The following is a 12446-nucleotide window of genomic DNA, read 5'->3' on the forward strand; positions in this document are numbered from 1 at the left end:
TTCTTCAGCGTCAAGGGCCCCTCCATCACACCCCGCCCGCCGCAGGGCCAGCCGCTGGTCACGGCGCTCGCCCACCAGACGGTCCCGTACCGGCTGGTGGCCCGCCAGGCCGACGTCGGCTACGTCACGCCCCGGGACGCGGACGAGGCCCGGGCGATCGTCGCCGAGATCCGCGCCGAGCAGGAGGCGGCGGGCCGCGCCGAGGAGACCGTGCACGTCTTCGGCGACCTCGTCGTCCTGCTGGACGACAGCCCGGCCGAGGCGGAGGCCCGCCGGGACCGTCTCGACACGCTCGCGGGGGAGCCGTACACCAGCGACGCCCGGATCTTCACCGGCACGGCCGCGCAACTGGCAGATCTGCTGGAGGAGTTGGCTCAAGGCGGGCTGACCGGTTTCCGGCTGCGGCCCGCGGTCGCCGGCCACGACCTGCCCCGGATCACCCGGGACCTGGTGCCCGAACTGCAGCGCCGCCGCCGCTTCCGGGACGCCTACGAGGCCGGCACCCTGCGCGGTCTCCTCGGCCTCGCGCGCCCCGCCAACCGCTACGCAGCAGCCTGAACGCCGGAGAGGACGACCGTACGCCATGAGCAAGCCGCTGAAGCAGATCCACCTGGCCGCGCACTTCCCCGGGGTCAACAACACCACCGTGTGGAGCGATCCGGCCGCCGGCAGCCACATCGAGTTCAGCTCCTTCGCCCACTTCGCGCGGACCGCCGAACGCGCCAAGTTCGACTTCCTGTTCCTCGCCGAGGGACTGAGGCTGCGCGAACAGGGCGGGCAGATCTACGACCTCGACGTCGTCGGCCGCCCCGACACCTTCACCGTGCTGGCCGCGCTGGCCGCCGTCACCGACCGGCTCGGCCTGACCGGCACCATCAACTCCACCTTCAACGAGCCCTACGAGGTGGCCCGCCAGTTCGCCAGCCTCGACCACCTCTCCGACGGCCGGTCCGCGTGGAACGTGGTCACCTCCTGGGATGCCTTCACCGGTGAGAACTTCCGGCGCGGCGGCTTCCTGCCGCAGGAGGAGCGCTACTCCCGCGCCAAGGAGTTCCTCGCCACCGCCCACGAGCTGTTCGACTCCTGGCGCGGCGACGAGATCCTCGCCGACCAGGCCACCGGCACCTTCCTCCGGGACGCCAGGGCCGGCGCCTTCGTGCACCAGGGGCAGCACTTCGACATCCACGGCCGGTTCAACGTGCCGCGCTCCCCGCAGGGCCGGCCGGTCGTCTTCCAGGCCGGCGACTCCGAGGAGGGCCGCGAGTTCGCCGCCTCCAGCGCCGACGCCATCTTCAGCCGGTACGCCACGCTGAAGGAGGGCAAGGCCTTCTACACCGACGTCAAGTCCCGCCTCGCCAGGTACGGCCGCCGAGCCGACGAGCTGCTCATCCTGCCCGCCGCGACCTTCGTGCTCGGCGACACCGACCAGGAAGCCGCCGAACTGGCCCGGGAGGTCCGCCGGCAGCAGGTCAGCGGGGCCACCGCCATCAAGCACCTGGAGTTCGTCTGGAACCGCGACCTGTCGGCCTACGACCCGGAGGGCCCGCTGCCCGACGTCGACCCGGTGGTCGCCGAGGAGCACATCTCCCGTGGCCGCGCCCAGGTAAGGATGTACCGGGACCCGGTCGCCATCGCCCGCGAGTGGCGGCAGCTCGCCGAGGCCAACAAGTGGTCCATCCGCGACCTGGTCATCAACACCGGCAACCGGCAGACGTTCATCGGCACCCCGGCCACCGTCGCGCGGACCATCAACGACTTCGTGCAGGCCGACGCCTCCGACGGTTTCATCCTCGTCCCGCACATCACCCCCGGCGGACTCGACCCGTTCGCCGACAAGGTGGTCCCGCTCCTGCAGGAACAGGGCGTCTTCCGCGCCGACTACACGGGCACCACCCTGCGCGACCACCTCGGCCTCGCCCACCCCGACGAGGCCCGCGCGGCCGAGCGCGCCGCCTCGTGAGGTTCCTCGCCGTCACCCTGATCGTGCACCGGCCCGACCCGGTCACCGGCGTGCTGGCACCGGCGCACGACAGGTTCCGCGAGGTCCTGGACAACGCGGTGCTGGCGGAGGAACTGGGCTTCGACGGGTTCGGCGTGGGGGAGCGGCACGAGCGGCCGTTCCTGTCCTCCGCGCCGACGGTGGTGCTCGGCCATGTCGCCGCGCTCACCCGCCGCATCCGGCTCTTCACCGCCGTCACCACGCTGAGCCTGCTCGATCCGGTCCGGGCCTACGAGGACTACGCCACCCTCGACCACCTCTGCGACGGCCGGCTCGACCTGATCATCGGCAAGGGCAACGGCTCCGCCCAGCGCGAGCTGTTCCACGTCACCCCCGAGGACCAGTGGGACCGCAACGCGGAGGGCTACGCGGTGTTCCGGCGGCTGTGGCGGCAGGACCGGGTGACCGCGGACACCCGCTTCCGGCCGCCGCTGAGGGACGCCGAGGTGTGGCCGCGGCCGTACCAGCAGCCCGTCCGCGTCTGGCACGGCAGCGCCACCAGCAAGGAGTCCGTCGACCTCGCCGCCCGCTACGGCGACCCGCTGTTCTCGGCCAACGTCACCCACCCTATGGAGCCGTACGCCGAGCTGATCCGCCACTACCGGCAGCGCTGGGAGCACTACGGCCACGACCCGGCGGACCTGACGGTGGGCGCCGGCTCGGCCGGGCTGTGCGTGGCCCGCACCTCCCAGGAGGCGGTGGAGGCCTACCGCCCGGTCTTCGAGAGCAACCTGGCCCACCAGAGGTCGGCGGGGCTGCCCGTGGTCTTCGAGACCCTGGAGGACTTCGTGGCCCGCAGCTCGGCCCTGATCGGCAGTCCCGAGCAGGTCGTCGACAAGGTGCACCGCTACCACGAGCAGTTCGGGCACACCGTGCTGCACGTGGCCGCGGACGCCGGCGGACTGCCCGCCGCCCGGCACCGCGACTCGCTGGAGCTGTTCCAGTCGGCGGTCGCCCCGGTGCTGCGCCGGGCCGTCCCCGACCCGCCGTTCCCCTGGGCCCCGGTCCTGCCCCGCCAGGAGCCCTCGCGGAGGGGATGAGGAGCGGCCCCCCTCATCCGTCGCGGCGACGGGCCCGGAGGTCCGCCACCGGTGCCGGCGCCGCCAGCAGCGGGGCCAGGGCCTCCTCGGGGGGCCGGCCCGCGGTGTCGACGACCACGTGCGCGCGGTTCCACGGCTCGTACCGCCGGCCGGTCACCTCCGCCCACCCGGGCAGCGGCAGCCCGGGCACGTCCACCGTCCGGGTGCGCACACGGCGCCGGTGCTCCGCCCGGTCCGAGCAGACCACCTCCGCCTCCACCACGGGCACGCCGGCCCGAACGGCGGTGCCGCGCCAGGCGTCGCGGGTGACGGCCGGCGGGTTCACCGACTCGGCGATCACGGTCAGGCCCTGCCGCAGCTGCTCCTCGGCCAGGGCGTAACCGACGACGTACCCGGCCGGCCCCACAGGATGCTCGGCCACCCCGGCGCGGACCAGGGCCTGCTCGATCGTGTCGATCCGCAGGTGGACCGCGTCCGTACGGGCCGCGAGCAGACGCGCGAGCGTCGTCCTGCCCGTGGCGGGTAGGCCTCCGAGGACGATGAGCATGCCGTCATCGTGCCCCGGGGGAGCGCGGGCGGCCGGGACACGCGCGAATGTTCACGCGAGTGCAACGGTGGAGGCTGGCCCGAGGCCGGGGCGCCTGCCTACCGTGGTGGGGTGATGACCCCGGCGTTGTCCCGCAGCCCGCACACGTGTCCGGCGCGCACCGGCGCGCCGGGCTGTCGGCGCGCCTGACTCCTCCCCAGCACCCGCGGACGCGCGGGGAGTTCCGAGCTGCCCGCTCCTCCCCGCGTACCGTCCCCGGGTGTCCCGTCCGCACGGCGTTCCAAGGAGATGGGCATGACCACTGTCACGAGCCACGACACGCACCTCGCCCTGCACCGGGCCGGACCCCGCTTCGGCGCGGAGGTGAGCGGCGTCGACCTGACCCGCCCGGTCGACGAGGCCACCGCCGACGCGCTGCGCCGGGCCTTCCGCGACCACAAGGTGCTGGTCTTCCGTGACCAGCACCTGACGCCCGCACAGCACGTGGCGGCGGTACGGCTGTTCGCGGAGCCCTTCGACCACCCCACCGCCGCACGCCACCCCGACCACGCGCTGGTCTACCCGTACAACGTGCGGCACACCGGCAAGGCCAGCACCTGGCACATCGGCGGCCTGTGGCGCAGCCCGGCCTTCGCCATCGAGTCGCTGACCTACGACGAGGTGCCCGACCTCGGCGGACACACCCTGTGGGCGGATCTGCAGGCCGCCTACGACGACCTGTCCGATCCGTTCAAGACCTTGCTGGCCGGCGTCGGCGCGGTCTACGACGGCAACCCCGAGAACTACGCGCAGGGCAGCAGGAAGACCGGGATCGGCGAGACGACGGTCGAGCACCCCGTCGTCCTGGAGCACCCGCTCACCGGGCGCAAGGGGCTCTTCCTCAGCTCCTCCGCGCTCGGGCTGACCGGTGTCACCCCGCAGGAGGGCCGCGCCCTGCTCGACCACCTCCTGCGGCATGCCTCCTCGCCCGACTACACGATCCGCTTCGGCTGGCGGCCCGGTGACTTCGTCCTCTGGGACAACCAGGCCACCTGGCACTACGCCGTCGACGACTACGGCGACGGCGCCCGCGTGTACCGCAAGGTCATCGGCGTGGAGCCGCTGCGCACCGCGTCCTGAGCACGTCCGGTCACGCCGGCGCGGGCATGGACGTCACCTCCCCCGTGGGTGACGTCCATGCCCGTTCCCCCGGCGCCGGTCCGTGCGCCGCCGCCGTCCGTGTGCCGTCACCAGCACATGACCGCCGTCTCCCCCGACCCCCACGTGGAGTACAGGCGGACCCGGACGACGTAGCGGCGGCCCTTGACGAGCCGGACGCGGACGGCGGCGTTCCGCGGTGTGCCGCCGTCGTCGTGGCCCGCGAGGAAGCGCGGTTCCCCGTCGCGCTCCTCGAAGACCACCAGTACGGTGTCGGCGTCGCCGAAGGTGCCCACGGTGTATTCGCGGGTCTCCGGCGGCTCGACGGTGAGATCGGCCTGCCCGCCCGGTGCCAGGCCGAGCGGCGCGGACCGGAACGGCACCAGCCGGCCCGGCCCGGCGGGACCGGTGGGCGGGTACCAGCGCAGCACGAACTCCTTGTCCGCCGGGGACGGCGTGCCGGGCGGACACAGCCCCCCGCGGTACTGCTCCGGTTCCAGCACCAGCCCCGGCCCGAACGGCAGCGTCATCACCGACTGCGGGTCCCACACCGAGCCGCCCGCCTCGCAGGAGTCCAGCTGGCCCAGCACGTTGCGGTACGTCGTCTCCCGGCTGAAGAAGTTCGGCGGGCCCGCCAGCTCGGCGTACACGGCCTCGTCGTCCCAGTGCAGCCCGGCGAACGGACTCTGGTGCTCGTGCACCCTGCCGAGCGCGTGCCCGATCTGGTGCAGGACCGTCCCGCGCTCCCCGGGCGCGGTCACGTCCCAGCCGAGGTTCATGGTGCGCTCGGCCCGGCCCACCGACAGGGCGTCCCGGCCCACCGCCGACCAGGACCCCGCACCGGCCTGGAACCCGATCCGCAGCTCCGCCTCACAGCGGTCGCCGACCTCGGCGAAGCCGACGCCGATGCCGAGGTCCCGCCACTCGCCGAAGCACGCGCGGACCACGTCCCGCTGCTCCTCGCCGCCCGCCCACGGCACCCGGCGCAGCTCCCCGGTCCCGGGGACCGGGATGACCGAGGCGTCCGTGCGGGCGTCGAGGAAGCAGTAGTGCAGCACCGTGCCGTTGACCCACATCCGGCGCCCCGCGAGCAGCGCGTCCAGCCGCCCCGCCGTCAGCCCGGGGGCGAACGCCGGGGCCGGCTGCCGCGGGAGCGAGCAGAGGCGTCGGGTCATGCGGCCAGCGTGCCGCCCGCCCGGCCCACACGCCTGAGTCGGGGGCTACTCAAGTCGCCCTGTATCAAACCTGAGTACGCGCGCTCTGCATGATGTGACGATCTACGAACCCGACGCCGGGACCCCGGAAGCGCCCTGGCCGTTCACCGGCCGGGACGGCGAACTGGACCTGGTGCGCGGTGCGCTGACCGCCGGCCGGCCCGGCATCGTGGTGACCGGCCCGGCGGGCCGCGGCAAGACCCGGCTGATCACGGAGGCCGTCCGGGGCACCGACCACGCCCGGGTGACCGGCACGCCGGAGGCCCGGGACCTGCCCCTGGCGGCGTTCGCGCACCTGCTCCCCGACACCGTCTCGCTGCACCGCGCGGTCCGCGCCCTGTCCGGGGTACGGCTCCTCGTCGTGGACGACGCCCAGCTCCTGGACGAGACCTCCGCCGCCCTGGTCCACCAGCTGGCCGTGCAGGGCCGCACCCGCCTGGTCGTGGCCGCGGCGGACGGCCCGCCCGCGCCCGCCGCGGTGTCCCGGCTGTGGACCGGGGAACTGCTGCCCCGGCTGCCCCTCGGCCCGCTGTCCCCCGAGGACACCGCCCGGCTGCTCGCCGGCACCGGCCTGGAACCGCTCACCGTGCGTCGGCTGTACCAGGCGTGCCGGGGCGACCTGCGGCTGCTGCGCGACCTGGTGACCGCGCTCGCCGGCTCCGGCCGGCTGACGTCCGACCCGGACACCGGCGAACGGGCCTGGCGCGGCCCGCTGCCGGTCACACCCGCCGTCCGCGAACGGCTCGCCCCCGCCCTGGAGCGGCCGGGACCAGGCGAACGCGACGCCCTGGAACGCCTCGCGTTCGCCGAACCCGTGCCGCTGCCGGTGGACGAGCTGGACCTGGCCGCCCTCGAACGGCTGGAGGCGGACGGTCTGGTCGACGTCGACGAACAGGGCGCCGTCACCCTCGCCCACCCCCTGCACGGGCCCGCGCTGCGCGCCGCCGCCGGCCGGCTGCGGGCCCGGCGGCTCGGCCGCCCGCCCTTCGCCCACGGCCCCGCGCTGGCCGCCGAACAGCGCGTGCTGACCCGGCGGATGGAGCGGTACGACGTCCGGGCGGTGCCGACGCCGGTGGGGGAGTGGCTGGTGGCGCAGGGCGGTCCGCTGCCCGCCGGGTACGCCGCGGTCCGGGCCCGGTTCGCCCGGCTGCGGGGCGAGCTGCGCGAAGCGGCGGCGTGGGCCCGGGAGGGGCTGCGGGAGACCGGTTCGGACGACCGCTGCCTGACCGAACTCGCGCTGGCCGAGCAGCCCTTGGGGGAGGTGACCGATCCGGACGCCGTCCACGCGCTCTACGGCCGGGTACGCCTCGGTGAGCCCGGACGGGCACTGGGGCGGCTGCCGGCCGGAAGTGTGTTCGCCCGGCACGCGGAGGCGCTCGCCCGGGGCGACGGCGCCGCGCTGGACCGGGCCGCGCAGGCGCTGTCCGAGCGGGGATTCCTGCTGTACGCGGCGGAGGCCCACGCCCAGGCGGCACGGGTGCACCGGGACCCGCGGGCCGCGCGGCTGTCCCGGACCCGGGCCGTCGCCCTGGCCCGGCGCTGCCAGGGGGCCGGCACGCCCGCGCTGGCCGGACTGGTGCTCGGTGAACTCACCGCCCGGCAGCGGGAGATCGTCACGCTGGCCGCGGCGGGGCTGAGCAACCGGGAGATCGCCGAGCGGCTGACCCTGTCCGTGCGGACGGTCGGCAACCACCTCTACGGCGCCTACGCACGGCTCGGCACGGGGGACCGGAGAGCGTTGCCCTGGCTGGTGGACGCGCCCGAGCGGGAGACGGCCTGAACGGCGGCCTCCGCACGCCGCCCCCGAACGGCAGCCTCCTCACGCCGCCCCGAACGCGGCGAACGCCCAGCCGGTCGCCTGGTGCACGGCGTCGCCCGGCAGGGCCGAGCGGGCGTCCCGCAGGGCCTCGGCCAGGCACAGACCCGCGTCGAGGCCCTTGTGCAGGGACAGCATCAGCGGGACCACCGCCGCGTCGTTGACCGGAGCGCTGCTCGCCACCACCCCGGCCGTGCCCAGCGGCAGCAACGCCGTGACCAGCCCGAGGAGTTCGTCGGCGCCGACCGTGGCGAGGCGGGCGGTGTCGCAGCTGGAGAGGATGATCCGGTACGGGCTGCGGGCCAGCCGCTCGAAGTCGTGGACGATGAGCGGGCCGTCGGCCATCCGGAGGGCGGAGAACAACGGGCTGTCGGCGCGGAACGTGCCGTGCGCCGCCAGGTGGGCGAGGCCCGCGCCGTCGAGTTCCGCCAGCACCCGCGGCACCTGCGCCGCCTCGCCCTCCAGCACCGTCGCCGTGCCGTAGCGGTCCGCCAGTCCGGGCACCTCCGCGCCGCCGGTCGCCAGGCCGGGGCCCCGCACCAGCACCGGCCGGCCGTCCGGCGGCGGGGCCGTCTCCCGGGCGCGCAGCCAGCTGCCCGCCGACGGCGACACGCTCAGCACCCGCTCCCGCAGCGCGGGCAGCAGCGCCCACGGCACCCGGTGCAAGGCGCCCGGCGGCACGACCACCACCGGGCCCGGGCCGAGCTGCTCCGCCGCCCCGCCCAGCAGCAGCTCCTGCAGGCGCCGGCCGGCTGCCTCCACCAGCGGCAGCCGGGCCTCGGCCCCGGGGTGGGCGAGCCGCCGCAGCCCCGCCTGCACGTGCTCGGCCTCGGCCACCGCCTCCGCCAGCGCGCCGGCCGGGAACCGGCGCACCCTGCCCTGCCCGCACAGCAGGACGTGCACCCGGCCGTCCACCACGGCCAGTTCGACCAGCCGTCCGTCGCCGAGCCGGTCCAGCAGCCGGCCCACGTCGAGCCGGTCGCCCGTGCCGGCGGCGGCCCCGCCGATGTGCCGGGTGCGCGAGCGGATCTCCCGCTCCAGGCGCCGCTGTTCGCGCTCCAGCGCCGGCACCGGGCGGCCCTCCATCCGGGCGGCCTCCGCCCGGGCCGCGATCTCCCGGCAGGCGGTCAGCCCGGTCAGCAGCGCCGGATCGTCGGGCGGCCGGGCCGGCGGCGCGGACAGCACGGTCGCCCGCCACCGCTCGCTCCACCCCAGCAGCCGGCGCGGACCGCCCTGCGCGAGACTCGCCTCCTGCGCCAGCGCGGCCAGTTCGGCACCCTGCGCGGTCGCGTGGGCGCGCAGTTCCGAGGCACCCAGCGTCATCCGGTGGTCGTCCAGGACGTCCAGACCGCGCCGGCACGCCTCCAGCACCCCGCGCCGTGAACCGGCCGCCCGCGCCCGCAGCGCCTGCGCCACCCAGCCCGTCATCCGGGCCGTCGGCGGCCCGCCGTGCCGGCTGCGCGCGGCCACCGCCAGGTGCCGCTCGGCGTCCGCCGTCCAGCCCAGCGCCAGCGCGATCCGGCCCGCGAGCAGCGACGCCTCCGGTGCGGCGGGCGAACCGAAGGAGGCCAGCCGCTCGGCGACCGCCGCCGCGTCCGCCACCATCCGCCCCGAGCGCCGCCCGGCCGCCACCCGCGCCTGGAGCACCACCAGCCGGGCGTGCGTCTCCCACCAGGGCCGGCGCTGCGCCGCGAACAGCCGTACGGCGACGGCGGCGCGGGCTATGGCGGTGTGCGCGTCCCCCGCCGACCGGGCGGCCCGCGAGGCGGCCAGCAACAGCTCGGCCTTGCGGGTGGACTGCCCGCCGATCCGGTCCAGCAGCGCGATCGCCGCGTCCGCCTCGGCCAGCGCCTCCGGGGCGAGCCCCGCCGCCATCAGCACCTCGCAGCGCCGGATCGACAGGTTGTACGTGGGCGTGCCCAGGGTGGCGTAGCGCTCCTCTGCCTCGTCCAGCAGCCGCAGCGCCGCCGGGATGTCCCCGGACCGGAACGCGGCCAGCCCCCGGCTCTCCACCGCGTCCGCCTTGTCGTGCTCCTGGCCGGTGGTGTCCCACAGCCGCTCCGCCGCCGTGAAGTCGGCGACGGCCCGTTCCACCGCGCCCAGCGCCAGGTGCACGGTGGCCCTCAGGGTGAGGGCCCGCGCGGTCCAGATGTCGTCGGCGGCCTGCCGCAGGACGGGCAGGGCCCGCCGTACGTCCTCCAGGGCCTCCCGGTGACGCCCCAGCACCCACCACACGTACGCCCGCCGGTACAGCACCCGGGCCCGGGTGTGCCCGCTGCCCCGGGCGACCCCCCGCTCGAAGGACGCGAGCCCCTGCCGTGTGCGCCCCGCGTGCACCAGTGCGACCCCCAGCGTGGCCAGCACATCGGCCTCCCGGTCGGCCGACTCGGCGCGCGCGGCCAGGTCCCGGGCCCGCCGCAGGTGGCGCAGCGCGATCCGCAGATCGCCGAAGTCCCGCTGCCAGATGCCGAGCACCTGGTGGGCGACGCTGGCGTGGACCGGGGACGGAGCGGCGCGCAGCACGTGTTCGGCCCGTGCCCGGGCCTCGCCGGGGTCGGCGAACACCAGGGGCAGCAGTTCGAGGACCGACTCGCTTCCCGCTGTCACGTCTCGCATGGTAGTGGCCTGCTGTATCAGACGGTGACCCCGCGACTCCCACTGTCGGACACCGTCTCCAGGGGGAGGACACCACATGGCACCACAGCGTTTCCACGAGCAGTTCGAGCACATCCGGCGCTCCCTGCCGGACGTGCCCCTGACCATGGGGCCGGACGAATCGGCCGGGTACTTCTACGAGAAGGGCGTCGTCCTGGTGCGGGACGGCGAGGAGGCCCGCTTCGTCGAGGACGCCGTGCGCACCCACTTCACCGAGACCCGGGGGCTCGTCCCCGACCACGTGCGCCGCCTCGGCCCGCAGGCCGGCCGCACCGGCGTCACCCGCATCCGGGTCGGCGACCCGGACGGGGCCGAGGACACGGTGCCGCACGCGCTGCGCGCGGTACGGGGGGCCGAGGACCGCCGGGGCCGCAGGCTGGCCGGACGCAACCACGTGGTGCACATCGCGGTCAACGCCTGCCCCGGCGACGAGCCGGTGCCGGTCGCGCGCACCGAGCCGGCCAACCCGGGTGCCGCCGAGGACAGTTACGACCCGGCCACCGCGGTCGGCGTGCTCGTGGTCGACACCGGCCTGGTGCACGACCACCGCTCCTACCCGCTGCTCGCCCACACCACGGGCGACGCCCAGCTGACCGAGACCGACGACGACGGCGTGCTCCACCAGTACGTCGGGCACGGCACGTTCATCGCCGGGGTCCTCGCGGCCGTCGCGCCCAACACCGACATCACCGTGCGCGGCACCCTCAACGACGCCGGGGCCGTGCTGGAGTCCGAGTTCGGCGCGCTGCTCTTCGAGGCCGTCGACCGCGACGGCTGGCCGGACATCATCAGCCTGTCCGCGGGCACCCCGAGCCCCGACGCCGACGGTCTGATCGGGCTCGACGGGTTCCTGCGGGAACTGCGCGACCAGCGCACGCTGCTGGTGGCCGCCGCCGGCAACAACGGCAGCGACACCCCGTTCTGGCCGGCCGCCTACGCCGCCCTGCCCGAGTACGCCGACTGCGTGCTGTCGGTCGGTGCCCTGCGCGCGGACGGCGCGTCCGGGGCCTGCTTCACCAACCACGGGCCCTGGGTGCGCGTCCACGCCCCCGGCGAGCGCCTCACCAGCGCCCTCACCGGCTTCACCACGCCCGTCCCGTACGTCTACCAGCACTCCACCTACGACTCCTGCCGGTTCGGCGCCGACTACCCGTGCACCTGCCGGTACCCGCGTCACACCGGGGTGCTCAGCGAGGGCCGGGAGAGCACCGGCGGCAAGCCGGACCAGGTGATGTTCGACGGTCTCGCCCAGTGGAGCGGCACCTCCTTCGCCACCCCGGTGGCCGCGGGTCTCGTCGCCGCCCGGATGTCGGCGTACCGGGAGCGCGACCCGCGGGCGGCGGCGGCGGGGCTGCTGGCGGCCGCCGGGGAGCGCGCCGAGGTACGGGGGGCGCAGGTGCCGGCGCTCCGGCCGCCCACCTGGCGTCCCGTGGCGGCCGTGGTCCCGGCCGTGCCGGCATGAGGTCCGGAACCCTCCGCTCCACGGCGTACGATGACAGGCCGTACACGAGGGGTGGAGCCGTGGACCGAGCACAGGTCGGCGCGTTGGTCCAGTCCGCCGTCGACGGGGACGCCGCGGCCTGGAAGGCGCTGGTGGAAGGCATGAGTCCGCTGGTGTGGTCGGTGGTGCGCGCGCACCGGCTGTCGGACGCCGACGCGCACGAGGTCTTCCAGACCACGTGGTTCCGCTTCGCCCAGCACCTGGGCCGGATACGGGAACCCGACAAGGCCGGCGCCTGGCTGGCCAGCACCGCCCGGCACGAGTGCCTGAAGGTGCTCAAGGGGCTGGCGCGGCTGTCCCTGACCGACGATCCGCGGGTGCTCGACCGGGCCAGCGAGGAGCGCACGCCGGAGGAGTCGCTGATCGACTCGGAGGAGGCGGCGGACCGGGCCGAGCGGGTCCGCCGGCTGTGGCAGGAGCTGGACGGACTGGGCGAGCGCTGCCGGCAGTTGCTCCGGGTCCTGGTGGCCTCGCCACCGCCCAGCTACGGGGAGATCTCGGCCGCGCTCGGTATCGCGGTCGGCAGCATCGGCCCGC

At 75.6% G+C, this 12446-nt stretch carries 10 protein-coding genes; 7 read left to right on the forward strand and 3 right to left on the reverse strand.

The features are described 5' to 3' along the window. The 3 genes from IE312_RS40465 to IE312_RS16890 form a co-directional block, all read left to right on the forward strand. Window positions 1–558, forward strand: a 558-nt coding sequence (locus tag IE312_RS40465) for an LLM class flavin-dependent oxidoreductase (RefSeq protein WP_229899924.1), incomplete at its 5' end; no start/stop codon positions are given. A 25-nt stretch (window positions 559–583) separates the two neighbouring features. Further along, on the forward strand, window positions 584–1960 hold the full coding sequence (locus IE312_RS16885; protein WP_189982586.1) for an NtaA/DmoA family FMN-dependent monooxygenase: 1377 nt from the start codon (window positions 584–586) through the stop codon (window positions 1958–1960). After that, a complete protein-coding gene (locus IE312_RS16890) occupies window positions 1957–3039 on the forward strand; it encodes an LLM class flavin-dependent oxidoreductase (RefSeq protein ID WP_189982588.1) in 1083 nt (360 codons plus the stop codon). Before IE312_RS16885 ends, IE312_RS16890 begins: the two co-directional genes overlap by 4 nt. Window positions 3040–3052: 13 nt before the next feature. Here the strand turns inward: IE312_RS16890 and IE312_RS16895 are convergent, their stop codons facing one another. Further along, window positions 3053–3586, reverse strand: a complete 534-nt coding sequence (locus tag IE312_RS16895) for a P-loop nucleotide/nucleoside kinase family protein (protein WP_189982590.1) — start codon at window positions 3584–3586, stop codon at window positions 3053–3055. Between the two features lie 294 nt (window positions 3587–3880). Between IE312_RS16895 and IE312_RS16900 the strand changes: the two genes are divergently transcribed. Then, window positions 3881–4705, forward strand: coding sequence for a TauD/TfdA dioxygenase family protein (locus IE312_RS16900; protein WP_229899926.1), 825 nt, complete (start codon window positions 3881–3883; stop codon window positions 4703–4705). A 107-nt stretch (window positions 4706–4812) separates the two neighbouring features. Here the strand turns inward: IE312_RS16900 and absR1 are convergent, their stop codons facing one another. After that, a complete protein-coding gene (gene absR1 / locus IE312_RS16905; RefSeq protein ID WP_189982594.1) occupies window positions 4813–5898 on the reverse strand; it encodes a beta-glucuronidase AbsR1 in 1086 nt (361 codons plus the stop codon). 94 nt (window positions 5899–5992) lie between these two features. Here absR1 and IE312_RS16910 point away from each other — a divergent pair, with 94 nt between their 5' ends. Continuing rightward, a complete protein-coding gene (locus tag IE312_RS16910; RefSeq protein ID WP_189982596.1) occupies window positions 5993–7717 on the forward strand; it encodes a LuxR family transcriptional regulator AbsR2 in 1725 nt (574 codons plus the stop codon). A 39-nt stretch (window positions 7718–7756) separates the two neighbouring features. On the opposite strand, the gene IE312_RS16915 is transcribed toward IE312_RS16910, so the two are convergent. Beyond that, window positions 7757–10360 carry a CHAT domain-containing tetratricopeptide repeat protein gene (locus IE312_RS16915; protein WP_189982598.1) on the reverse strand — a complete coding sequence of 868 codons (2604 nt, stop codon included), beginning with the start codon at window positions 10358–10360 and terminating at the stop codon, window positions 7757–7759. Window positions 10361–10445: 85 nt separating this feature from the next. On the opposite strand from IE312_RS16915, the gene IE312_RS16920 reads away from it, so the two are divergent. Next, window positions 10446–11870, forward strand: a complete 1425-nt coding sequence (locus IE312_RS16920; protein WP_189982600.1) for a S8/S53 family peptidase — start codon at window positions 10446–10448, stop codon at window positions 11868–11870. Further along, window positions 11867–12446: RNA polymerase sigma factor (locus IE312_RS16925; protein WP_229899928.1), on the forward strand; the 580-nt coding region annotated here is incomplete at its 3' end. The genes IE312_RS16920 and IE312_RS16925, both read left to right, overlap by 4 nt.

Source organism: Streptomyces capoamus, assembly GCF_014654935.1.
Taxonomy (GTDB): domain Bacteria; phylum Actinomycetota; class Actinomycetes; order Streptomycetales; family Streptomycetaceae; genus Streptomyces; species Streptomyces capoamus.

What these genes read in the sequence shown, in the direction of transcription:
- IE312_RS16885 (WP_189982586.1), top strand. Translation starts at nt 584, where the DNA reads ATGAGCAAGCCGCTGAAGCAGATCCACCTGGCCGCGCACTTCCCCGGG.
- IE312_RS16895 (WP_189982590.1), bottom strand. Translation starts at nt 3,586, where the DNA reads ATGCTCATCGTCCTCGGAGGCCTACCCGCCACGGGCAGGACGACGCTC.
- IE312_RS16900 (WP_229899926.1), top strand. Translation starts at nt 3,881, where the DNA reads ATGACCACTGTCACGAGCCACGACACGCACCTCGCCCTGCACCGGGCC.
- absR1 (WP_189982594.1), bottom strand. Translation starts at nt 5,898, where the DNA reads ATGACCCGACGCCTCTGCTCGCTCCCGCGGCAGCCGGCCCCGGCGTTC.
- IE312_RS16920 (WP_189982600.1), top strand. Translation starts at nt 10,446, where the DNA reads ATGGCACCACAGCGTTTCCACGAGCAGTTCGAGCACATCCGGCGCTCC.